General features: G+C 59.0%; 19 protein-coding genes. 9 read left to right on the forward strand and 10 right to left on the reverse strand.

The window, feature by feature from the left end; translation table 11 throughout:
• Positions 1 to 266: 266 nt before the first annotated feature.
• Positions 267 to 1,913, forward strand: coding sequence for a beta-galactosidase BglA (gene bglA / locus PH552_RS15430; protein WP_112340640.1), 1,647 nt, complete (start codon positions 267 to 269; stop codon positions 1,911 to 1,913).
• Here the strand turns inward: bglA and ade are convergent, their stop codons facing one another.
• From ade to PH552_RS15465, 7 genes are all read right to left on the reverse strand, one after another.
• A complete protein-coding gene (gene ade / locus PH552_RS15435) occupies positions 1,914 to 3,611 on the reverse strand; it encodes an adenine deaminase (protein ID WP_112340641.1) in 1,698 nt (565 codons plus the stop codon).
• 120 nt (positions 3,612 to 3,731) lie between these two features.
• Positions 3,732 to 5,060 carry an omega-aminotransferase AptA gene (aptA, locus tag PH552_RS15440; RefSeq protein WP_112340642.1) on the reverse strand — a complete coding sequence of 443 codons (1,329 nt, stop codon included), beginning with the start codon at positions 5,058 to 5,060 and terminating at the stop codon, positions 3,732 to 3,734.
• A gap of 347 nt (positions 5,061 to 5,407) precedes the next feature.
• Positions 5,408 to 5,725, reverse strand: coding sequence for an ArsR/SmtB family transcription factor (locus PH552_RS15445; protein WP_004116664.1), 318 nt, complete (start codon positions 5,723 to 5,725; stop codon positions 5,408 to 5,410).
• A gap of 367 nt (positions 5,726 to 6,092) precedes the next feature.
• On the reverse strand, positions 6,093 to 6,584 hold the full coding sequence (locus PH552_RS15450) for a HugZ family pyridoxamine 5'-phosphate oxidase (RefSeq protein WP_112340643.1): 492 nt from the start codon (positions 6,582 to 6,584) through the stop codon (positions 6,093 to 6,095).
• A 37-nt stretch (positions 6,585 to 6,621) separates the two neighbouring features.
• Positions 6,622 to 7,671 carry a choline ABC transporter ATP-binding protein gene (choV, locus tag PH552_RS15455; RefSeq protein ID WP_112340644.1) on the reverse strand — a complete coding sequence of 350 codons (1,050 nt, stop codon included), beginning with the start codon at positions 7,669 to 7,671 and terminating at the stop codon, positions 6,622 to 6,624.
• The gene (gene choW / locus PH552_RS15460) at positions 7,668 to 8,513 is read right to left on the reverse strand and encodes a choline ABC transporter permease subunit (RefSeq protein ID WP_112340727.1); all 846 of its coding nucleotides are present in this window, start codon (positions 8,511 to 8,513) and stop codon (positions 7,668 to 7,670) included. The genes choV and choW overlap by 4 nt, the downstream gene beginning before the upstream one ends.
• Positions 8,514 to 8,691: 178 nt before the next feature.
• Entirely contained in the window at positions 8,692 to 9,648 is a 957-nt protein-coding gene (locus tag PH552_RS15465; RefSeq protein ID WP_112340645.1) for a choline ABC transporter substrate-binding protein, read from the reverse strand.
• Between the two features lie 232 nt (positions 9,649 to 9,880).
• Between PH552_RS15465 and PH552_RS15470 the strand changes: the two genes are divergently transcribed.
• From PH552_RS15470 to PH552_RS15485, 4 genes are all read left to right on the forward strand, one after another.
• Positions 9,881 to 10,462 carry a thymidine kinase gene (locus PH552_RS15470; protein WP_112340646.1) on the forward strand — a complete coding sequence of 194 codons (582 nt, stop codon included), beginning with the start codon at positions 9,881 to 9,883 and terminating at the stop codon, positions 10,460 to 10,462.
• A 46-nt stretch (positions 10,463 to 10,508) separates the two neighbouring features.
• A complete protein-coding gene (locus tag PH552_RS15475; RefSeq protein ID WP_112340647.1) occupies positions 10,509 to 10,895 on the forward strand; it encodes a c-type cytochrome in 387 nt (128 codons plus the stop codon).
• Between the two features lie 142 nt (positions 10,896 to 11,037).
• Positions 11,038 to 12,060, forward strand: coding sequence for a hypothetical protein (locus PH552_RS15480; protein ID WP_112340648.1), 1,023 nt, complete (start codon positions 11,038 to 11,040; stop codon positions 12,058 to 12,060).
• A 199-nt stretch (positions 12,061 to 12,259) separates the two neighbouring features.
• Positions 12,260 to 13,387, forward strand: a complete 1,128-nt coding sequence (locus PH552_RS15485; protein WP_112340649.1) for a DUF2333 family protein — start codon at positions 12,260 to 12,262, stop codon at positions 13,385 to 13,387.
• 112 nt (positions 13,388 to 13,499) lie between these two features.
• Here the strand turns inward: PH552_RS15485 and PH552_RS15490 are convergent, their stop codons facing one another.
• Entirely contained in the window at positions 13,500 to 14,231 is a 732-nt protein-coding gene (locus PH552_RS15490) for a helix-turn-helix transcriptional regulator (RefSeq protein WP_112340650.1), read from the reverse strand.
• Between the two features lie 589 nt (positions 14,232 to 14,820).
• On the opposite strand from PH552_RS15490, the gene PH552_RS15495 reads away from it, so the two are divergent.
• Entirely contained in the window at positions 14,821 to 15,771 is a 951-nt protein-coding gene (locus PH552_RS15495; protein ID WP_112340728.1) for a COG3904 family protein, read from the forward strand.
• Positions 15,772 to 15,783: 12 nt separating this feature from the next.
• Here PH552_RS15495 and PH552_RS15500 read toward each other — a convergent pair whose 3' ends face one another.
• A complete protein-coding gene (locus tag PH552_RS15500; protein WP_112340651.1) occupies positions 15,784 to 16,293 on the reverse strand; it encodes a TIGR00645 family protein in 510 nt (169 codons plus the stop codon).
• A gap of 166 nt (positions 16,294 to 16,459) precedes the next feature.
• Here PH552_RS15500 and PH552_RS15505 point away from each other — a divergent pair, with 166 nt between their 5' ends.
• Both PH552_RS15505 and PH552_RS15510 read left to right on the forward strand, forming a co-directional pair.
• On the forward strand, positions 16,460 to 18,139 hold the full coding sequence (locus tag PH552_RS15505; protein ID WP_112340652.1) for a formate--tetrahydrofolate ligase: 1,680 nt from the start codon (positions 16,460 to 16,462) through the stop codon (positions 18,137 to 18,139).
• 177 nt (positions 18,140 to 18,316) lie between these two features.
• Positions 18,317 to 19,162, forward strand: a complete 846-nt coding sequence (locus tag PH552_RS15510; protein WP_112340653.1) for a protein-L-isoaspartate O-methyltransferase family protein — start codon at positions 18,317 to 18,319, stop codon at positions 19,160 to 19,162.
• Between the two features lie 90 nt (positions 19,163 to 19,252).
• Here the strand turns inward: PH552_RS15510 and PH552_RS15515 are convergent, their stop codons facing one another.
• Positions 19,253 to 20,050 carry an extensin family protein gene (locus PH552_RS15515; protein ID WP_245430256.1) on the reverse strand — a complete coding sequence of 266 codons (798 nt, stop codon included), beginning with the start codon at positions 20,048 to 20,050 and terminating at the stop codon, positions 19,253 to 19,255.
• 321 nt (positions 20,051 to 20,371) lie between these two features.
• On the opposite strand from PH552_RS15515, the gene PH552_RS15520 reads away from it, so the two are divergent.
• Positions 20,372 to 22,603: a TonB-dependent hemoglobin/transferrin/lactoferrin family receptor gene (locus PH552_RS15520; RefSeq protein ID WP_112340655.1), complete on the forward strand. Its 2,232-nt coding sequence runs from the start codon at positions 20,372 to 20,374 to the stop codon at positions 22,601 to 22,603.
• Positions 22,604 to 22,686 lie beyond the last annotated feature (83 nt).

Genomic DNA, 22,686 nt, shown 5'->3' on the forward strand with positions numbered 1-22,686 from the left:
TTGTCCTTGTTTTACAAGGGTGTTTTTGATCCGCAGGTGACCTGTACGTGCAGGTCAATGCGCGAAGTTATCGAAAGCGACGTCGCTTTCAAGCCCAAAAGAGTAAGGCTTGCTTAGTGTGTGAATTTTCATATTGGTAATTCTTTAAAATTGATACTGCGAATTTACCCGCCCAGGTAGCCGAGTTTGGCACGCGGCGGATTGCAGCTTGCCGCTTGCGGCGGAGTGTGCAAACTGAGGGGCCGATGCGATATCGAGGCCATTTGATGAAATCGACGAATAAAGCGGCGGGAGCCGATTGGTGGCGCGGGGCCGTGATCTATCAGGTCTACCCGCGGTCGTTTCAGGATACGGATGCCAATGGGCTCGGCGACATCAAGGGAATTACCCGCCGCCTGCCTCATATTGCCGCATTGGGTGTCGATGCGATCTGGCTGGCACCGTTCTTCACCTCGCCGATGGCCGATATGGGCTATGACGTCGCCGATTATTGCGACGTCGATCCGATCTTCGGCACGCTTGCCGACTTCGACGAGATGATGGCTGCGGCGCATGAACTCGGCCTCAAGGTCATCATCGACCAGGTCATTTCGCATACATCGGACCGGCATCCCTGGTTCGTGGAGAGCCGGGCAAGCCGCGACAATCCCAAGGCGGACTGGTATGTCTGGGCCGATCCGAAGCCGGACGGCACGGCACCCAACAACTGGCTGTCGATCTTCGGCGGCCCCGGCTGGGAATGGGACGGCGTGCGCCGGCAATATTACCAGCACAATTTCCTCACCTCGCAGCCTGACCTGAATTTCCACAATCCGGAGGTTCAGGATGCGGTGCTGGCGGCGGTGAAATTCTGGCTCGACCGCGGCGTCGACGGCTTCCGCCTGGATACGGTCAACTACTATTTCTGCGATAGGAAGTTGCGGGACAATCCGCCGGCGCTTGTCGCAACGGGCGGGCTCGATGCCCCCGAGAGCAACCCTTACGGGATGCAGAACCATCTCTACGACAAGACGCAGCCGGAGAATATCGGCTTCCTGAAGCGGTTCCGGGCCTTGCTCGACCAATATGAGGATCGCGCGACCGTCGGCGAAGTGGGGGATGGCGCGCGCTCGCTGCAGACCGTAGCCGCCTATACCAGCGGCGGCGACAAGCTGCATATGTGCTATACCTTCGATCTGCTGGGGCCGGATTTCACTCCGGCGCATTTCCGCCGTTGCGTCGGCGATTTTCAGGATAATGTCGCCGATGGCTGGGTCTGCTGGGCTTTCTCCAACCATGACGTCAAACGCCATGTCAGCCGCTTTGCGGAGACGGAGGAAGAGCAGCCGCGCGTCGCGAAGCTCGCGATTTCACTGCTATCAACCCTGCGCGGCTCGATCTGCCTCTATCAGGGAGAAGAGCTCGGCTTGCCCGAAGCGGAGCTTGCCTTCGAGGATCTGCGCGATCCCTACGGCATTCGCTTCTGGCCGGCCTTCAAGGGGCGCGACGGCTGCCGCACGCCGATGCCCTGGGAAGCCAGCCGCGCCCATGCCGGCTTCACCACCGCCGACAAATCCTGGCTGCCGGTTCCCTACCAGCACGCAGCGCTTGCGGTCGACAAGCAGGAGGCGGACGAAGATTCCGTGCTGCATCATTACCGGCAGACGCTGGCCTTCCGCGCAGAGTACGCCGCCCTGCGTGACGGCGATATGACCTTTCTCGATACCGAGGAACATGTCCTTGCCTTCACACGTTCCAAGGGCGGCGAGACGCTGCTGTTCGTTTTCAATCTCTCGCGCACGCCGGTGAAGGTCGCTTTGCCCGAGGATGTCAAGCTCGGTAAAACTATCGTCGTGCCGGGGTTCGGTACGGCGGATGCAGGATCGGCGGTGGCGCTTGCCGCATTGGACGTCTATTGCTGCAAGCTCACCTGATCAGCCGATCAATATGAACTTGTCGACATCGACCAGGCCTTTATCCGATATCTTCAGATGCGGGATGACGGGCAGGGGTAGGAAGGCGAGCTGCAGGAAGGGCTCTTCCAGCGTCGCGCCAAGGGCATAGGCTGCCTGGCGCAGATGGTGCAGCGTATCGCGCACGCTTTCATAAGGCTCGAGGCTCATCAGGCCGGCGACGGGCAGGGCGATTTCACCGGTCACGACGCCATCCTCGACGACGACGAAGCCGCCATTGATATCGCTGAGGCGGTTGGCGGCGAACGCCATGTCATCTTCATTGACGCCGACGACGCAGATATTGTGGCTGTCATGGCCTACGGTGGAGGCGATCGCGCCTTTCTTCAAGCCGAAACCCTGGACGAAACCGTTTGCGTGGTTGCCGTTCTTGCCGTGCCGCTCGATGACGGCGACCTTGATGATATCGTTGCCGAGGTCGATATCGGTCTGGTTGCCCTTGGCCGGCAGGCGATAGCGGCGATGTTGGGTGATAATCTTGCCAGGCGTCACGCCGATGACCGAGGTTTCGCCTTCCGTTACCGGCACGCCGAAATCGGCGGCGTTGATCGGGCGGGCCTTGACGCTGTCGAGGCCGACGGGGGCGACGGAATTACGGGTCGCGAAGAGTTCGGGGGCAACGCGGCGGCCTGCGGAGAAGACGATCTCGGCCTTGCAGCTTTCCAGGCTGTCGATGACGACAAGATCCGCGCGCCAGCCGGGCGCCACCAAGCCGCGATCGCGCAGACCAAAGGCGCGCGCGGCTGAGATCGAGGCGGCGCGGTAGATCGCCAGGGGCTCGACGCCGTGGGCAATCGCCGTGCGGATCATGTAATCGAGGTGACCCTGTTCGGCGATGTCGAGCGGGTTGCGGTCGTCGGTGCAGAGCGCCAGATGAGGCGACAGGCGCTCGGTTATAATAGGCATCAGCGCGTGCAGATCCTTGGAGACGGAGCCCTCACGCACGAGGATATGCATGCCCTTGCGGATCTTTTCCAGCGCCTCTTCTGCCGTGGTCGATTCATGCTCGGTGCGGATGCCGGCCGCGAGATAGCCGTTGAGATCGTTGCCGCGCAGCAGGGGAGCATGGCCGTCGATATGGCCATCCTGGAAGGCTTCGAGCTTCGCCATGCAGACGGGATCCTTGTGGATCACGCCGGGGAAGTTCATGAATTCGGCAAGGCCGATCACCTTCGGGTGGTTGCGGAAGGGCAGGAGCGTCTCGATCGGCAGATCGGCGCCCGAGGTCTCCAGATGCGTTGCCGGCACGCATGAGGAAAGCTGGACGCGGATATCCATGATGGTTTCCAGCGAACAGTCGAGGAAGTAGCGTATGCCTTCGGTGCCGAGCACATTGGCGATCTCATGCGGATCGCAGATGGCGGTGGTCACGCCATAGGGGAGGACGCAGCGGTCGAATTCGAGCGGGGTCACCAGCGAGGATTCGATGTGAAGATGGGTGTCGATGAAGCCTGGTACGACGATGCGGCCGGCGATATCGATTTCCTCACGACCGGGATAATCGCCGCAGGTCCCGACGATACGGTCACCGCAGATGGCGATGTCCGAGGCCACCAGCTCTCCCGTCACCAGATCGAAGAAACGTCCGTTCTTGAGAACAATGTCCGCAGGCTCCCGGCCAACGCCCTGGTCGATATAGCGTTCGAGTTTGGTGGTCATGGTGTTTTTCCTGCATTTGCCGTGATTCCGGATAGCCCCTCACCGTAGCCCTCTCCCCGTTGCACGGGGAGAGGGAACTCTTCGAGTTCGCCGATCGTATCGTGATCTATGAAAAGCGACCTAGATATTATTCTGTAAGATCTCGCGGAGCTTGCCGAACAGCTCGTCGATATGATGTTTTTCGATGATCAGCGGCGGGGAGAGCGCGATGATGTCGCCGGTGGTACGGATCAGCAGGCCCTTTTCGTAGGCCTTCAGGAAAGCGGTGAAGGCGCGCTTGGTCGGCTCGCCGGCGATGGGGTCGAGCTCGATGGCGCCGATCAGGCCGGTGTTTCTGATGTCGATGACGTTTGGGCAGTCCTTCAGGGAATGCAGGGCATCGGCCCAGTAATCGGAAAGTTCGGCCGCGCGCGTGAGCAGCCCTTCTTCCTTGTAGGTGTCGAGCGTCGCAAGCGCTGCGGCCGAGGCGATCGGATTGCCGGAGTAGGTGTAGCCGTGGAAGAACTCGATCATATGCTCGGGTCCCTGCATGAAGGCGTCATGGATCTCCGAGGTCACGAAGACCGCGCCCATCGGGATGACGCCATTGGTCAGGCCCTTGGCTGTCGTGATGATATCCGGCTTCACATCGTAATATTGGGCGGCAAAAGGAGTGCCGAGGCGGCCGAAACCGGTGATAACCTCGTCGAAGATCAAGAGGATGCCGTGCTTTGTGCAGATGTCGCGCAGCTTCTGCAGGTAGCCCTTTGGCGGAATGAGGACGCCGGTGGAGCCGGCCACCGGCTCGACGATGACGGCTGCGATGGTCGATGCATCATGCAGCGTAACGATGCGTTCCAGTTCGCTGGCGATATCGCCGCCATGCTCCGGCTCGCCGCGGGTGAAGCTGTTCTTGCCGGGGAGATGCGTGTGCGGCATGTGATCGACGCCAGTCAGCAGCGTGCCGAACATCTTGCGGTTGGTGACGATGCCGCCGACGGAAATACCGCCGAAATTGACGCCGTGGTAGCCGCGCTCGCGGCCGATAAGGCGGAAGCGCGAGCCGTTGCCCTTCACGCGGTGATAGGCAAGGGCGACCTTCAGGGCCGTCTCGACCGATTCAGAGCCGGAATTGGTATAGAGGACATGATCCAGGCCGTCAGGCGCGATATCGACCAAGCGGTTCGCCAGCTCGAAAGCCTTGGGATGGCCGAGCTGAAAGGCGGGGGCATAATCGAGCTCGCCGGCCTGCTGGCGGATCGCCTCGGTGATCTTTGGGCGGCAGTGTCCGGCATTTACGCACCACAGGCCGGCGGTTCCATCCAGAACCTGGCGGCCGTCATGGGTGGTGTAATACATATCCTTGGCGCTGACGAACAGGCGCGGTTCCTTCTTGAACTGCCGGTTGGCGGTAAACGGCATCCAGAAGGCGCGCAAATCATTAGGGGTGGCATTCAAACGGTCCGACATGCTGTTCTCCAACGGCCATTCGGGGGCCATTTTCCCGATCGCGGCGCTGCGCCACGTGATTATATTTACTGCCTGGTCAAATTATCAGCCGGCCTTTTTGCGTCAAGGCAAAGATGGGGCCCCAAAGAGGGAGGCTCTGGATCGATGGTACCAAGGCGGAGCCTGTTCGACAGGCTGAAGCGCGCTTGCGCGGCTACCTTGGTGCAAACATGAAAAAAGCTGGCAAGTCCGAGGACTTGCCAGCTAAAAATGGTAAAACACCTGGTAATGAAAGCAAGTCGATCTTTCGGGGTCTTTAAATGTCCCCACGGATCGTTCGTCGGCAGACGCAGAGCCCTTGAAAGCTCTTAAGCAGCCGATCTACTTTTTTCCGGCTCACAATAAATGTCTTCCAGCGTTTCAAGAACCCGGATGACGGATTCCGATGTGCTGGAGTAGTAAATCGTTTGAGCATCACGGCGTGTCTTCACCAGCTTTTGGGCGCGCAGCTTCGAAAGATGCTGGGAGAGCGCTGACTGGCTTAGTCCGACCTGATTGGCCAAAACGCCAACGGGAACTTCGCCTTTAACAAGACTGCAAAGGATCAAAAGACGCTTTGGGTTCGCCATTGCTGATAGTAATGCTGCCGCAACATTGGAGTGTTCGGCCAAATTTCTTGTCTTCATGTGTTAATCTTCCCAATGCGGAGCGTACATCAGAAATTGTGCTGTTTCTAAACCGGCACCTAACCGATATCTAACAATACCAAGACGGGTCGAAGATTGTATATACCTAAATTTAAGGTATCGAGTATGCTATTTTAGGTATGTATGTATGACGTCGCGGCAATAGCGTAAACGGCGCCTGATGTGCCCTTCACGGACTGAATGCGCCCAAAATAGGTCGATTATGAGCGCTCCCGACCGCAAATATGCCGATTTTGGTCACGAAGGGGTTGCATTCTACCAATAATGGTCGATGCCGCCCGGAGCTGCCTGCCTACTAATTCTCGCACTATTGTATGATTTTTTGCCGACCGATTTTGCTTTCGGCTCAAGGCATCAACAGGTCCTTTGAGGACAAAATATACGCCTTTCCGAAGCCTCCGTTGAGGCTGGCGTCAAGCGGAACGAGACGGAAGAAGCAGAAATCCGGAAAGTCGATATAGAGCTTGGATTTCGGGTGACGATCGAGGAAGCGGTCGCGAATGCGTTCATGCGCTTCGCTTTGGCGGTCGATGCGCTTAGCGTCGCATCGCACGGTCAAGCGAGGATGGGCGAGGGGATCTCCCCTGCCGGGTTCACCGAAAAGCACCGAAGCCCGCGGGTCCTTTGCCAGAGCCTTGGTATGCGAGGAGAGACCGGAGACCAGAATGACGGGAACGCCGTCGGTATCCATCGCAATGAGAACGCGGCTCACCGAAGGAAAGCCGTTCTCAGGGTCGATGACGGCAAGCGCCGCATGCGCGGCCGTATGCATGAGGTCGCGCGCCTGATTGCGCGCTTCCTCGTCCGTTTCCCTGATCACCGATGGCTTGTTGCTCATGAACTGCTCCGTGGATCGAGGAGCAGCCGTGAACGGGCTACTCCTTGCGCCGATGGCTGGTGAGGCCGGCCACCACATCTTGCGCCGAGATCGTTCCGATAATCGTGCCGTTGTCAACGACGCCGATATTGCCCGGCTGGCGCGTCAGAGCATCGAGAATATCGACGAGCGGCGTAGCAGCGGTTGCCGTGGCGGTGACGGAGCCGGCGTTGGCGGAATGGCCGACGCCCTGCTGCATGACGTCGCGTGCCGTCAGCATGCTGATCGGATTCATGTGCTGCACGAAATCGGCAACATACTGATCCGCCGGATTCTTGACGATCTCCTGCGGCGTTCCGCACTGGATGATGTGGCCGCTTTCCATGATGGCGATGCGGTTGCCGATGCGGAATGCCTCGTCCAGATCGTGGCTGACGAAGAGGATGGTGCGCTTCAGGCGGCGCTGGAATTCCAGAAGCTCGTCCTGCAGGCGGGTGCGGATCAAGGGATCGAGCGCGGAGAACGGCTCGTCCATCAACAGGATCGGCGCGCCGGTCGCAAAGGCGCGGGCGAGGCCGACGCGCTGCTGCATACCGCCCGAGAGCTCATTGACCTTGCGATTGGCCCATTGGGTGAGATTGACGAGCTGAAGCTGCTCGTCGACGCGCTTCTTGCGCTCAGCGTCCGGCACACCGGCAAGCTCGAGCCCGAAGCCGACATTGTCGGCGACCGTGCGCCAGGGCAGCAGCGCGAACTGCTGGAACACCATGGAGACGGTATGCATGCGCAGATCACGCAACGCCTTGGGGCTGCAGGTGTAAGGGTTGATCGGGCCGTTCTTGGTGTTGACGACGACATCGCCGCGCACGACCGGCGCAAGGCCGTTGACGGCACGCAGCAGTGTCGATTTCCCCGAGCCCGAGAGACCCATGAGCACGAGGATTTCACCTTCCTCGATCTCCAGCGAGGCATTGGCGACGCCGAGCACCATGCCTGTGGTCTTGCCGATTTCATCGCGCGATTTGCCCGCGTCGACGAGTTTCAACGCGGCATCTGGGCGATCGCCGAAGATGATGCTGACATTCTTGAAGCCGACAGCGACGGTCATGAGCGATCTCCTTCGCCGGGGGCACGGAACATGCGGTCGAGAATAATCGCCAGAATGACGATGCAGGCGCCGGAATCGAAGCTCTTGGCGACGTTGACGCTGTTCAGCGCGCGCAGAACCGGCACGCCAAGGCCCGGCGCGCCGACGAGGGCGGCGATAGACACCATCGAGAGCGACAGCATGATCGTCTGGGTCAGGCCTGCCATGATCTGCGGCGTGGCGAAGGGCAGCTCGACCTTGCGAAGCACCTGCCGCGGCGTCGCACCGAAGGATTCAGCCGCTTCCACCAGCGAAGGCGGTGTGGAAATGATGCCGAGGCGTGTCATGCGGATCGGAGCGGGAATGGCAAAGACGACGGTGGCGACCAGACCCGGCACCATGCCGAGGCCGAGCAGGATCATGGCCGGCACCAGATAGACGAAGGTCGGAATGGTCTGCATCAGGTCAAGGATCGGCCGCATGAAGGCATAAAGCCAGGGGCGCCGCGCTGCCGCGATGCCGAGAGGCACACCGACGAGCATGCTGACAAAGGTGGAGGCCAGCACCAGCGCGAGCGTTTCGGTCGTTTCCTTCCAGTAACCCTGGTTGATGGTAATGAGCAGGCCGATGAATGTCAGGGCCGTGACCGCAACGCTGCGGCGCATCCAATAGGCAATGGCGGCGAAGACGACGACGACGATCAGCGGGTGCGGTTTCTGCAGGAGGAAAAGCAGTGCGTTAATCACATGCGCGACGACGAACGAAAGACCGTCGAAGAACCATGTGACGTTGGTCGTCAGCCAATCGACGACGGCTTTGGCCCACGGCCCGATGGGAATGCGGTAATCGGTTAACCAGTTCACGTCTTTGCCCACGATTGGGGGCGGCGTTTCCGATTGTTTCTTATGATGCCGGAGGTGCCGCCGAATAACGGTCTGTCACGCCACACGGCCGTTGTCCGGGCGGTGGCGGGACGCGAAAGCAAGCAGTCCATGCGCGGAAGAGAAAGGGGCGGTTCAGCCGCCCCTTCATCCACCTATGTTACAAGCCAAGCTTGGCCTTGACCGCCGCCAGGCCGTCGCCACCGTCCTTGGTGGTGACGCCGGCAAGCCAGGGTGTGACCGCCGACGGATTGGCCTTCAGCCATTCCGTGGCAGCCGCTTCCGGCTCCTTGCCGTCGTTCAGGATCTTGCCCATGATTTCGTTTTCCATCGGCAGCGAGAAGACGAGATTCTTCACGAAGGCGCCGACGTTCGGGCATTCCTGCAGGTAGCCGGCCCGGACGTTCGTGTAGACCGTTGCGCCGCCGAAGTTCGGTCCGAAGACGTCGTCACCGCCGGTGAGATAGGTCATCTTGTAAGTGGTGTTCATCGGATGCGGGGCCCAGCCGAGGAAGATGATCGGCTTGCCTTCCTTGTCGGCGCGGGACACCTGGGCAAGCATGCCCTGCTCGGAGGATTCGACCACTTCGAAGCCCTTGAGGCCGAAGGAGTTCTTGTCGACCATATCGATGACCAGGCGGTTGCCGTCATTGCCCGGCTCGATGCCGTAGATCTTGCCGTCGAGATCGTCCTTATGGGCGGCGATGTCCTTGAAGTCCTTAATGCCGAGTGCAGCGCCCTTTTCGTTGGTCGCCAGCGTGTATTTGGCGCCTTCCAGATTGGCGCGGACGGTTTCGACCGACTTGTCCTCGGCGAACGGCTTGATGTTCTCGGCCATGGAGGGCATCCAGTTGCCGAGGAAGACATCGATGTCCTTGTTCTTTAGCGACTGGTAGGTCACCGGCACGGCGAGCACCTTGACGTCGGTGTCGTAGCCGAGAGCCTTCAGGAGGATGGAGGCGGTCGCCGTGGTGGAGGTGATGTCGGTCCAGCCCACATCGGCGAAATGTACGGTGCTACAGCTTGCCGGCTCGGCGGCGGAGGCGGCCGTGGCGCCGAGTGTCAGTGCGGAAAGAGCTGATGCGAAAGCGAATACAGTAAGGGTCTTTTTTATCATTGCGTGACTCCCAGTCTAACGTTCCCAAGCAACCATCAATAACCGACATTTTCAAGCGACCACAGTGTATTTGCGGCGGTTTAAGGGGGCTGATTGCGACGCCTGCATTTTTCAGCGCGATCGTTTTCAGCGCATTCTTAGCAAACCTATAGATCCTGAATCCTGTGGTTTTTGCCGTGGATATCTTTCCTTATCATCTCGCAGCACCCATGAAGCATTCAAGGAGAATGTCATGGCCAAGCTCTATTTCCATTATTCGACGATGAATGCCGGCAAATCGACCATGCTGCTGCAGGCGGCCTATAACTATCAGGAGCGCGGCATGCGCACCGCCGCCTTCATCGCAGCTCTCGACGATCGCGCCGGCCGCGGCACGATCGCCTCCCGCATCGGCCTTACGATGGATGCCATACCGTTCGAGATCGGCGATGATCTCTATGTCATGGTCGAAGACATGCATGCGAGCGAGCCCCTGAACTGCGTCTTTGTCGATGAGGCTCAGTTCCTGACGCGCGAGCAGGTGTGGCAGCTCGCCCATGTCGTCGATCGTCTCGGCCTGCCGGTGATGGCCTACGGCTTGCGCACGGACTTCCACGGACACTTGTTTCCGGGATCGCAGGAGCTGCTGACCATCGCGGACGAATTGCGTGAGGTGCGGACGATCTGCCATTGCGGCCGCAAGGCGACGATGGTCGTGCGGCTGGATGCCGCCGGCGAGGTCGTGCGCGAAGGCGCGCAGATCGAGATCGGCGGCAGCGACAAATATGTCTCGCTCTGCCGCCGTCACTGGGAAGAGGCGATCGTCTGCGAGTGACGGCATGTGGCCGGCGTGACGCGGCAGGAATTTAATCGAGGGGACGATGAAACTGCTTTGCCTGGCGCCGGCCGTCATCATGCTTGCCGCGGCGTCTTCGGCGCTTGCTGATGGAGATGCGGTTGCGGGTGCCATCGTTTTCAGGAAATGCGGCGCCTGCCATACGGCGACGGTGCCGGAAAACCGCGTCGGACCCTCATTAATGGGCGTTGTCGGCCGGCCCGTCGCAAGCGTGCCAGACTATGCCTATTCGCGGGCGATGAAGGCCTTCGGTGCCGATGGCAAGGTTTGGGACGAGGCCTTGTTGCGCGAATACCTGCCGGGGCCGCAATTCCTGGTCAAGGGCACCAGAATGACGTTTCTGGGCCTCAAGAGCGAGAGGGATCTCGACAATCTGATCGCCTATCTGAAGAATCCGGCGGCGGCGCAATAGTCCTTTCGAGCATTTTCCTCGCCGGCGGTACGCTCTGTGCGCTTCAAGCTCTCGGTTTTTCGCATGTTGTTACCGCAAAACCGCTACACACTTTTGCGCGACGTGCTTTAGTCTCACTCCTCGGGTAGGGAGAGATGCTTTCATGGTCAGACCTCATTCCTTCGACGGCATGCTCGACAAGGCAAGCGCGGCACTTGATGACGCCATCAACAGCGCAAACGCGGCCGTCGCGACGCTGGCCGGCCATGCCAGGGGCGAGGGACGCAGCGGCGCCATCAACTTTCCCATGGAGGAAGTGCTGGTGCGCGAGGCTGTCGAGCTGCTCGAGCGCTGGAAATCGCTCGCTTCATCGCTGGTGAAGGAGCTCGATCGCGCAACGCAAGAGGCCGATCTGCAGCATCGGCGGTTGTTCGACGAGAAGATCGGCCTTGAAGATGCGAGCCTGCTCGGCAGGAAGCTGGCGCGCGGGCCTTCGAAGCCTCAGACGATCATCACCGAGCTCGAAGTGGTTCTTGATGTTTCGGCCGAACTCGATCTCCTGTTCAAACAGGCAAGGCCCGCCTTGTCGCGCTGCTTTCATGATTGCGAGCGCCATCTCGAAGGCGTGATCGAGCATCGGCGGAAACTCGATTTCGATATAGAGGAGGTGCAGCGTCGGGCCAATGTCCTGACGGAGAAACTCATGTACCAGCGGCGCAATCGTCCTTCCTCGCGCCACGCCGATTTGCAATCCGGCTTGGAGGCGGATTATGGCGATCTGCTTGCCGAGCAGGACGATATTCGGCGGCAGGAGGCCGGGCTTCAGTCGCGCCGAACGGCCGGGCAGCGCCTGATCGATATCTATGAGGGCCTGGCGGCATCCCTGAATGTTCAGGTTGCCGCCGTCAGCGCCATGGCAGCCAAATCGGCTGTTGATATCGAGCAACGGATCGCCTTGCTCAAGGCGTTGGCGTCAAACGCGAATAGCCACACCCCCGAGGCTGCGCGAACGGCCGCGGTCGAAGACTTGATCCGGGCCTTCGAGGCAAACATACTGGCCGGGCAGGATCTGGCTGCGCGCAAGGCGCATGTCGATGCCGTGTTCAAGAGGCGGCTGGAGCCTCACCTGCCGCCCGTGTCCGAAGATGCGGGTGAAACCGCCGGCGATGCGCAACCGGAGGGATGATTCTGTCCGGCATCGAAAATTCGGCGCAGACGGTTGTTGTTTTTCTCAAGAACACATATTTGCTGAAACGCGAATGGCGATAAGGCCTATCCTATGAAAATCGAAAGGGATTTTCGGAAGGGCCGGTGTGCAGGTTCAGTGTGGTGCGTCCTTCGCGTATAGGCAGGACGCGCGGTTGCGGTTTTGGAGGCGTTGGTCCATGCTTGACTCGATCACAGCGTTCTTGAAGCGGATCTGGGCCGCCATTGCACGATGGTTGGGCTTGGTTTTCGTCGGGCTCGCATGGCCGTTTCTTGCCGCGCGCGGCTGGTATCGCCACAGCAACTGGCTGATCAAGCTGCCCATCGTCGCTTTCGTGACGCTGCTTGCTGTGCTTTACATCTATTTCATCTGGCAGACGCAGATCTGGTCCGGGTTCAATCCGGCCTATCCCGACGTCTACAAATTCTCCGAACGCAAATTCTCCGCCGGAGAGGAGTTGCCGGCGCAGGCTGCGGCTGCGGCGCCGAAGTCGTGCCAAACCTCGGCAGTCGTGGATGTCGCTGCCGATCTTACCGATTTCAACGTCAACCAGAATGCCTGGATCTCCTCGATGCTGCTCTACAAGCTCGGGTTCTTCGGCGTTTCATGGGATGACACGCCTTTCCTCGACAACAAGGCATCCTTCCAGAGAGGCGTAAACTCGGTGGTCCGCCGCACCTCGGCAGAATTGGTCGACACGCTCGGCCGTGTGCGCGGGACGTCCGGGATCAACGGCGATCTGCAAAAGGCGCGCGGCAACCTGCAGTTCGACGAATCGAGCTGGTATTTCGGCCTGCATCCGTTCGGACCGAAGACGCCAACCCCAAGCTATTATCGCGCCGCGATCACTAACCTGCGCAACTTCAATACCGATCTCAGCAACTGCAAGGTGGTTTTCGACGGACGCGCGGATAATCTTCTGCAGTTTCTCGATCATGTCGCCGGCGACCTTGGCAGCACGGCAAATATCCTGGCGGACCGATCGCAAAACTACAGCTATGGATGGTTCGACACGCGCGCGGACGATCGGTTCTGGTTTGCCTATGGCCAGCTTTATGCCAATTACGGCATTCTGAGCGCGGCCGGCGCGGATTTTCAGCAGGTGATCGCGGAACGCAACATCGGCAGGCTCTGGAACGATACGCTCGGGATGCTGCAGACGGCGCTCCGCATTCAGCCGATGATCATTTCCAACGGCCGCGAAGACAGCTCGTTCATGCCAAGCCACCTCGCGACGATGGGCTTCCACATCCTCCGGGTGCGTTCAAACCTCGTCGAAATCCGAACGGTGCTTGGAGGCCGCTAAGGGCGAGGCGGATATTGAGCGGAGCATTTCGAGAGCGGAGCCGTCTTCGGTCCGGACTGCCTAAAATAAAAAGATGAAACGTCGGCGCGATCTGAAGAAAGCAAAAAGTTGCTTAGCTGATCAACTTGAGGCGGATGGCCTTGGCGACGAGCTGCGTGCGATTAACGCAATCGAGCTTCTTGATAGCGTTCATCATATAGGCATTGACCGTATGGTCGGAGAGGGAAAGGATCTGGCCGATTTCGACCGAGGTCTTGCCCTGGGCCGTCCAGCGGACCACTTCGAGTTCGCGGGCCGAGAGCGAATGCGGCACGGCGCTATCGCTGCGCTTCAGACAATTATAGGAATCCAGCGCCTGCAGCATGATCAGCGTGAGTTCATTGATTTCGCTTTGACCGAGGCTGTTGCGATTGCCCATGAACCAGAAGAGAAGACGCTGCCCATCCGGTGAATTGACCGGAACGATCACGCTCATTGGGCAATTGTAGTTGATCAAAAGCATATGGAGCTCGCGCGGAAGATCGCTGTCGAGTTCGAGGTCTTTTTCCAACAGATGCCAGGAGCGCGGCAGCACCGAGTCCCGCGTGCGCAGCAACATCGGGCAGCGCCGCACCAGCTGTTGACGATCGAAATCACGCACGAACTGCGCCGGCACGGTACCTTCGATCAGCAGCGGCGTCATCATGGTATCGTCAGGAACCGGGGCATTCATGAATGCCATGTAGCTGAAGCCAAAAGCTAACCCCGCCTGCTCCAGCGCCAGCGCAAACGCTGCTTGTGTCCGAGCAGCAGCGAGCTCGGCAGAAAGCAGCAATTGTCTCTCGGCGGTGATGATATAGGACATATAGGTTGAAGCGCCCACAGCGTGTTATCGTTATCAAATACCGGATTTATGAGTGAATGCTAGACGCAAAAATATCACAGGACCAGAAATAATTTCATTTTCATATATTTTAATATTCGGACGTGTGTATTTACATAAATCTTCGCCCAGAAAGGGCATTAAACGCAAAAAAATGCTGTTTCGCTGATCTTATAACGACGGCGCTGTACAGATGCCGGTGTTGCGGTGTCAAGGACGGACGACCGAAGAGCGTCTCGGAATAGCGAAAATCTATCTGAAACGACCCTTCAAATGCCACGACGGCGACCGCCTGAAGGTCGCAATTTGATACAGGAGGGGGCGTCCTGCATCGCGATATTTGCCGCCTAAGTGTTGCGACGAATGGAAGAAAAGGTCGAGGTGGTGCCTGCGCAGTGTGCATGCATGGCCGTCTGCTTCCATCTTGCAGCCGTTCTCCGTCTGGCAGTTTTCGACGCCCCTGGGCCAGCCGTTTTCGCAAATGATGCGCCATTGCGCCGGCATGCCTTGCGAAGGCCCAAAGCGGTTGCTATCGGTCTTGGCAAAGCAATCGCTTCCAGGCGTATATCTCATGAATTTTCGTTTTTTCCCGCAGCTTGCGATGCGGTGCTGCCGAACGGCGTTGCGGATTGTCACGGCCGTTTCGCTTCTGCTCGTTGCGCCAGCCTTTGCCGAAGCGGCGGATGGCACCGGCGGCACGCCGATGCGCTTCCTGCTCGTCCACGGCGAGATGGGCCAATGCCGCGCCGACAATACGTGTCCGGACTGGATCTCCGCCGAGGGACAGATCATGTCCGACACGCCGAGGAAGCTGCAGAAATTCCTGAAGCAGCTTGGCAGTCGGCGATTGCCCATCGTGGTCAGTTCGCCGGGGGGCGATGTCAAGGCGGCGATGGAGATGGCGCGCACCATCCGCAAACAGAAGCTTTCGATCGCCGTCGGCCGCACCCGCTCGCGGGCATGTCCCTATGCCGAGCCGATCTGCCCGGCAGCCTTTGCCGAGGACGGTTCGATCAAGGGACAGGCCTTTTCCGCAGACGCGATCTGCTTTTCGGCATGCCCGCTGTTTTTCGCAGGCGGCGTCCAGCGTGTTTCCAGCCCCTTCGCATTGTTGGGCGTCCACCAGATCACCACGACCTATAGCGAGGTGCGCGTCCAATACCGCACTGAATATGAAATGGTGGATGGCAAGCGCAAGGTGCTTTCCAAGAAGGAGATCGGGCGGAAATTCGTCGGCAAATACGACACGACGAAGCTCGACAAGGCCCAGCGGACGCGGTTGGTCCGCTTCCTCGACACGATGGGTGTCGACAAGGGACTTGTCGATGTGATGCTTGGAACCGAGCCGAGCGGGATCCATCTGATGTCGCAGATGGAGGCGCTAAGGCTGAAATTGACGACGGAACTTGCCGATGCGGACGCGCTGGTTTCCGCGCGCAACTGCAAGGACGGGCAATCGATCTCCGATTGCGCCGCACCCCCACCGCCGATGAGCAGCGCTTCGGCTATGGCCGGCAAATAGCCGATTTTGGCGTCAAGCGTCCTTGGCTTTGCTTTTCGCCATGATCCTTTCCAGAAGGCCCAGCAGTACCGCCGAAACGACGAAGGCGAGATGGATGATCGTGAACCACATCAGCTTGGCGTTGTCGTATTGAGTAGCGTTCAGGAAGATCTGCAGCAGGTGGATCGAGGAAATGGCGACGATCGAAGAGGCGACCTTGATCTTGAGGCTGCCTGAATCAAGCTTGCCGAGGAAGGAAACCTCACCTTCGGCTTCGTCGAAACGACTGACGAAATTTTCATAACCGGAAATCATCACCATGACGATCAGGCTCGCCACCAGGGCGGCGTCGATAAGGCCGAGGATCGCCAGGATCATGTCGGCTTCTTCATAGACGAGTGCGTTGATCGCGACCTTGTAGAACTTATAGGCGAACGAGACGGCGTAGACGGCGAGCGAGGCGGCAAGACCGAGATAGAAGATCACCAGAAGCCAGCGACTGGAGAGAATGATGCGCTCGACCAGCAATTCCAGGGATTTCATATCTTTTCCTTCTTTCTCGGTTGCATTTGGAAGCCGAAAATAGGCATGTCCCTGTCCCGCGACAAGGCGGCCTCTTTCGCAGAGGACAGTATGCCGTTGCTATTCACACTTGATACGTATTGGTTTATCCCGACAGGGAAATGACCGTATATTTGGGGCGAATATAATGGCGGCGGTGGCATCGGATATCGAAATCGCTCGTGCGGCGAAGAAACTGCCGATTATCGAGATTGGTGCCAAGCTCGGCATTCCCGCGGAAGATCTCGCGCCCTACGGCTACGACAAGGCAAAAATCGGCGCCGGGTTCATCGCATCGCTAGCCGACAAGAAGGATGGCAAGCTGATCCTCGTTACGGCGATCAACCCGACGCCGGCGGGCGAGGGCAAGACCACGACGACGGTCGGCCTCGGCGATGGCCTGAACCGCATCGGCAAGAAGGCCGTCGTGTGCGTGCGCGAGGCATCGCTCGGCCCCTGCTTCGGCGTGAAGGGCGGAGCGGCCGGCGGCGGTTACGCGCAGGTCATTCCGATGGAAGACATCAACCTTCATTTCACCGGCGATTTCCATGCGATCACCTCGGCCCATAATCTGCTTGCGGCGCTGATCGACAACCACATCTATTGGGGTAACGAGCAGAATATCGATATCCGGCGCATCACCTGGCGTCGCGCGATGGATATGAACGACCGCGCATTGCGCGATATCGTGTCGTCGCTCGGCGGCGTCGCCAACGGTTTTCCGCGCGAGGGCGGCTTCGATATCACCGTCGCCTCCGAGGTCATGGCGATCCTCTGTCTGGCATCCGACCTCAGGGATCTGGAAAAGCGGCTCGGCAATATCATCATCGGCTATCGCCGCGACCGCACGCCCGTCTATGCCCGCGATCTGAAGGCCGACGGTGCGATGGCGGTGCTTCTGAAGGATGCGATGCAGCCGAACCTCGTCCAGACTCTGGAGAACAATCCGGCGCTCGTGCATGGCGGCCCTTTTGCCAATATCGCCCATGGCTGCAATTCGGTGATCGCCACGCGCACGGCGTTGAAACTTGCCGATTATGTGGTGACGGAAGCCGGCTTTGGTGCCGATCTCGGCGCCGAGAAATTCTTCGACATCAAATGCCGCAAGGCCGGCCTTTCACCGGATGCGGCCGTTATCGTTGCGACCGTGCGGGCGCTGAAGATGAACGGCGGCATCAAGAAGGACGATCTCGGCAAGGAGAATGTCGATGCCCTCGTCAAGGGCTGTGCCAATCTCGGCCGGCATGTCGCCAATGTCCGCAAGTTCGGCGTGCCTGTCGTCGTGGCCATCAATCATTTCGTTTCGGACACGGAAGCCGAAATCGAGGCGCTGAAGAATTATGTCGCGCGGCTCGGGGCCGAGGCGATCCTCTGCCGGCATTGGGCCGAGGGCTCGGCGGGGATCGTCGATCTCGCGCATAAGGTGGTCGAACTCGCCGAATCCGGCCAGGCAAAATTCCAGCCGCTCTATCCGGACAATCTGCCGCTCTTTGAGAAGATAGAGATCGTCGCCTCGAAAATCTACCATGCCGGCGAGGTGACGGCCGACAAGGCAGTGCGCGATCAGCTTCGGTCCTGGGAGGACCAGGGCTATGGACACCTGCCGGTCTGCATGGCGAAGACGCAATATTCCTTTACCACCGATCCGAACGTTCGCGGCGCGCCAGAGGGGCACATTGTGCCCGTTCGTGAAGTGCGCCTCTCGGCCGGCGCGGGTTTCGTCGTCGTCATCACCGGCGAGATCATGACCATGCCCGGCCTGCCGAAATCACCTTCGGCCGAAAGAATTTTCCTCAATGATCATGGCTATATAGAGGGGCTGTTTTAAGTTCAGAATCTGATTCAACCGGGGTCGTTTGAACTCAGGAACTTTGCCGGTCCGACATCACCTGCAGCAGAATGCGATGCGATTGAAGGGAGAAAAACCGCGCGTTCGCTTGACGCCACCGGCAGCAGGATCGACAACGGACATCGGCATCACCGGATGGAAGAGCGGAGGCAGATCATGACTGCAGACAGCCGTGCCAGCTTGGCCGATATACGTGCCTTCCATGCGAAAATGATGGCCGCCGCCGGCAACTCGGCGGATGAAAGGCTGGAACAGGCCTTCCGCCAGGTGCCGCGTGAAGCCTTCATGGGGCCGGGACCCTGGCAGATCGTGGTCAAGGGACGCTATCTCGAAACGCCAAGCAGCGATCCCGCCTTTCTCTATCAAAATGTTCTGGTCTCCCTGGATAGATCGAAGGGCATCAACAATGGCGAGCCGTTTCTCCATGCCGCCTTCCTGGGTGCCGTCGCGCCCAAGCCTGGCGAAACCGTCGTTCAGATCGGCACGGGGACGGGATACTACACCGCCATTCTCTCAACGCTGGTGACACCGGGCGGACATGTCCATGCCATCGAGATCGATGAGGCACTGGCCGGCCGCACGCGAGACAATCTCGCCTCCTATAAAGACGTTTCCGTCATCTGTACCGATGCGACTTCGTTCGAGCTTCCGGATACGGATCTGATCTATGTGAGTGCCGGCGTGGTGGCACCGCCGAAGTCATGGCTGCAGGCGTTGCGACCCGGAGGGCGGCTCATCGTGCCCTGGCAGGCGAATGAGAAGGTCGGGCTTGCCGTGGTCATTACGCGAGAGGATATCGGTTTCAGCGCTCGTGCTTTGATGCCTGCTTATTTCATTCCATGCATCGGCGCATCGGATCCGGCCCAATCCATTAAAATTCCAAATGGTGGTGAGGCTCGGTCCATCCAGTCTATCTGGCTGACCGAGGAGCGCGCGCCCGATGAAACGGCGGTTGCGATCTACCGGGATGTCTGGTTCTCAAATGCCGGCATCCGAGCTTGATCGAGCCGGTATTTTGACAATGTCGAACCATCGATTGATCGGCGTGCTTTTCAAGCCATTCCAGGAAAAACGCGTAGTGGTTTTTGTCCTCTAGTGGCAGTAGCGAAAGCCGCCATTCCTTTCGATGACATCGAGATGGAAATGCGTTTCGTGGGCAGCGTCGCTTTCCGGGTCGAGGACAGTGGTGAAATAAAGGCAGGCAGAGGCGCTGGCTGCACGCTGGAACGCGCCTGTCAGCGTCGGATCTTCGCGGCGCGGCTCAATCGCGATGGTCTTGCCGTTTTCGAAGGTGAAGCTCGCGACATCGATGGCGTTGCCACGGGCATGTTCCGAGATCTTGCCGGTCGAGGCATTGTTGCGTAGGCGGCAGATATAGGTCGAGGCCTGATTGATGGCGACGATCTTGCCGTTGTCCAATGCGGCGGCTGATGGGAGCACGCTCTCCTTCATCCATTGGGCCAGTGCCAACGCCGCTTCGCAGCGCATCGTTCCTTGAGGTTTGAATTCGATCCCCGGCAGCGGCGAAGAAAGCGAGATCGGCTTGTCGATGCCGCAGCCGTTGCCGTCGTCAATGCGGGGAATTTCCTTGAAGATTGCTCCCATCGCGGTCAGTTCCTTCAGGCACGCCTGGTGTTCCTCGTCCGGCTCGGAGGCGACGGTCGGGGGCGGGCGAGGGGGACCTTGCATCTCGCCCGTCGTCTGCTCCTCAGGCGGAGTTGCCGGCTTGTCCTCTGGTTGGGCATCCGGCTTTTCCGGCGGAACGACAGGTTTGTCAGGAGATGCTGCCGGCTTCTCCGCCGGGATCGGCGGCGTGCCGCTCGGCTGAGCCCGTTGCTGATCCGGCTTTTGTTCTGGGAGCGGACCGGTCTGGGGAAGAGAAGCGGCCATAAGTAAAATGACGGCAGAGGTTAGTGAAATGCTTCTAAACAACATCAAGTAAATCAGCCAATTCTAATGATGATGTCATCAGAACGCTTGAGGTCGCCATTTCGTTGCAATTCAGCAACGTTCGTCTTCCGTCTTTAAACATGATAATTCTATTCATGATTATATGGATGAGATATATTGACAATAATAGTCATGTTTTTTATGCGGCAGAAAGAAGGCGAAATATTGCCGTCTCATCAACAAAACTGACCTAGCCAGCCCCTTGCCTGCATTCGACGCAGCAACCAGCCAGCCCGGTGAAGCAATTCGAAAGGAATGGTTATGGTTGTCCGGCGCTCACGCTCGGTCCTCTTGGCATGCACCGCGTTTCTGGCCCTTGGGCTGACGACGACATCTTTTGCGCAAACAGCCGCTCAAAATGAAGACGCGGCGGGTGAAGCCGCCACGGGGGATCGAGTCACCAATCTGAAGCCGATCGTCGTGAAGGGCAAAGGCAAAGCGAACAAGGATGTGCTCGCCGACTCTCCGACCACAAGCGAGACGACGGCCAAGGACATCGACGACAAGCAAATCACACGTATCGAGGACCTCGGCCGCAGCACCGAAGTCGGCGTCGGCTTCAACCGCGCTACCGGCGGCGTCAATATTCGTGGCCTCGGCGACGACCGCGTGCTGACCACCGTCGACGGCATCCAGATTCCTTTTCTTCTCGATGCCTCCCGCGAATCCGACGGTGGCATCAACAGCTTCGATTTCAACGCGCTTTCCAGCGTCGATGTCGTGCGAGGCGCCGATTCCAGCCGTGCCGGTTCGGGTGCTCTTGGCGGCGCCTTCGTGCTGCGCACGCTGGAGCCGGAAGATCTGATTGCGCCCGGCTTTACCTGGGGCGGAGTCTTCAAGTTCGGCTATAATGGTGACGATCGGAGTGTCGGCGGTGCCGCAGCCGTTGCCAAACGCATCGACAATACCGCCGTTCTCTTCCAGGGCGGCTACACGCATGGTCATGAGCTTGAGAACAACGGCGATGTCGGCGGCTATTCGACCAAACGTACCGAGGCTAACCCGGCCGACTACAATCAGAGAAGCGGCCTGTTCAAGATCCGTCAATATACCGACGCCGGTACCTTCGGCATCACGGCCGAGCACTACAACAAGGATAAAACCACCGATCTGATGACCCTGCAGAGCCCGACCGGAAACTTCCGGCCTGGCAATTACAACGGGACAGACAATGTCGAGCGCAATCGCGTGTCGCTCGATTACAAATATGAAGCCGATAGCGCTGATTCACTGCTTGATACCGCCAATGCCGTCTTCTACTGGCAGAATCTTGTGCGTGAAACCGGTACTGCGGGCTATCGGTACACGTCCGTTATCGGCGACTATTCCCGCCTCAATGAAATGGACGACCGCAGTATCGGCTTTAGCGGCAACGCGGCGAAATCTTTCGACACCGGTAACCTGCATCACCAGCTCACTTTCGGTCTCGATGTCGCCTTCGACAAGGTTCACCAGTATTCGGCCGGCAAGGATAGCTGCGCCAACCCGCGCTGGCGCGCGACTTGCGCCTTCCTCCACACCAACCAGTCCGACATGCCCGATGTCGATGGCAAGCGCGTCGGCGCCTTCATCGACGACAAGATCGAGCTGGGATCCAGCAACTTCTATCTGACGCCGGGTCTGCGCTTCGATTGGTATGATTACTCGCCGAAGAACACGGCTGCTTATCGTGACAGCGCCAACTATGATGGCCTGCCCTCTGGGCAATCCGACAGCCGCTTCTCGCCAAAGCTGCGCGCCTCCTATCAGCCGCAGGACAATGTCGAACTTTACGCGCAGTGGGCAATGGCCTTCCGCGCGCCTAATGTCAGCGAACTCTATGTGAACTACGGCGTGCCTGGCGGATACGTCAACATCGGCAATCCGAACCTGAAGCCTGAGACCAGCAACGGCATCGAAATCGGCACCAATCTCGGCGATGACGATTTCGGCGGCCATATCGGCGCCTTCTACAACAAATACAAGAACTTCATCGACACGTTGAATTATCGCGATCCCACGGGCACCTATCCGCTCGGGATTACCGAATACTTCAATCGCGCCAACGTCCGCATGTTCGGTGTCGAGGTCAACGCGCACAAGACGTTCGACAACGGCATCCACGTCAAGGGCTCGCTTGCCTATGTGAACGGCAAGGATTCCGATACCGGCCAGTGGATCAATTCCGTCGCCCCGGCCAAGGCTGCCTTCACCGTCGGCTATGCGGCCGATGTCTGGGGAACGGACCTGACCTTCATCACCGCGGCGCGCGAGGCGAAGAAGACAGGCGATACGCTGCAGACCCCTGCCTACGGCATCTTCGATCTCACAGCCTGGTGGGAACCGGAGCAGGTGAAGGGCCTCAGCATTCGTGGCGGCGTCTACAACATCTTCAACAAGACCTACTACGACGCTCTCAACGCACCGTCCTACAGCGGCACGCTGACCCAGCCTGCTTCCTATTATTCTGAGCCCGGTCGGACCTTCAAGCTGACGCTGACGCAAAGGTTCTAAGCGGTTACATCGATGCAGCAAACTTGAATCCGGCGAATTTGGGCGATGCTTCGGCATCGCCTCTTTTTTGCTCTCTCGCGTGG

Source organism: Rhizobium aureum (genome assembly GCF_030182495.1).
GTDB classification, from domain to species: domain Bacteria; phylum Pseudomonadota; class Alphaproteobacteria; order Rhizobiales; family Rhizobiaceae; genus Rhizobium; species Rhizobium tropici_C.

Bases quoted from the DNA above. Each gene is read 5' to 3' on its own strand.
- PH552_RS15485 (WP_112340649.1), top strand. From the start codon at position 12,260: ATGCTTGACTCGATCACAGCGTTCTTGAAGCGGATCTGGGCCGCCATT.
- PH552_RS15475 (WP_112340647.1), top strand. From the start codon at position 10,509: ATGAAACTGCTTTGCCTGGCGCCGGCCGTCATCATGCTTGCCGCGGCG.
- bglA (WP_112340640.1), top strand. From the start codon at position 267: ATGAAATCGACGAATAAAGCGGCGGGAGCCGATTGGTGGCGCGGGGCC.
- PH552_RS15465 (WP_112340645.1), bottom strand. From the start codon at position 9,648: ATGATAAAAAAGACCCTTACTGTATTCGCTTTCGCATCAGCTCTTTCC.
- choV (WP_112340644.1), bottom strand. From the start codon at position 7,671: ATGACCGTCGCTGTCGGCTTCAAGAATGTCAGCATCATCTTCGGCGAT.
- PH552_RS15510 (WP_112340653.1), top strand. From the start codon at position 18,317: ATGACTGCAGACAGCCGTGCCAGCTTGGCCGATATACGTGCCTTCCAT.
- PH552_RS15470 (WP_112340646.1), top strand. From the start codon at position 9,881: ATGGCCAAGCTCTATTTCCATTATTCGACGATGAATGCCGGCAAATCG.
- PH552_RS15445 (WP_004116664.1), bottom strand. From the start codon at position 5,725: ATGAAGACAAGAAATTTGGCCGAACACTCCAATGTTGCGGCAGCATTA.
- PH552_RS15480 (WP_112340648.1), top strand. From the start codon at position 11,038: ATGGTCAGACCTCATTCCTTCGACGGCATGCTCGACAAGGCAAGCGCG.
- PH552_RS15495 (WP_112340728.1), top strand. From the start codon at position 14,821: ATGAATTTTCGTTTTTTCCCGCAGCTTGCGATGCGGTGCTGCCGAACG.
- PH552_RS15490 (WP_112340650.1), bottom strand. From the start codon at position 14,231: ATGTCCTATATCATCACCGCCGAGAGACAATTGCTGCTTTCTGCCGAG.
- PH552_RS15515 (WP_245430256.1), bottom strand. From the start codon at position 20,050: ATGGCCGCTTCTCTTCCCCAGACCGGTCCGCTCCCAGAACAAAAGCCG.
- PH552_RS15505 (WP_112340652.1), top strand. From the start codon at position 16,460: ATGGCGGCGGTGGCATCGGATATCGAAATCGCTCGTGCGGCGAAGAAA.
- PH552_RS15500 (WP_112340651.1), bottom strand. From the start codon at position 16,293: ATGAAATCCCTGGAATTGCTGGTCGAGCGCATCATTCTCTCCAGTCGC.
- PH552_RS15450 (WP_112340643.1), bottom strand. From the start codon at position 6,584: ATGAGCAACAAGCCATCGGTGATCAGGGAAACGGACGAGGAAGCGCGC.
- PH552_RS15520 (WP_112340655.1), top strand. From the start codon at position 20,372: ATGGTTGTCCGGCGCTCACGCTCGGTCCTCTTGGCATGCACCGCGTTT.
- ade (WP_112340641.1), bottom strand. From the start codon at position 3,611: ATGACCACCAAACTCGAACGCTATATCGACCAGGGCGTTGGCCGGGAG.
- aptA (WP_112340642.1), bottom strand. From the start codon at position 5,060: ATGTCGGACCGTTTGAATGCCACCCCTAATGATTTGCGCGCCTTCTGG.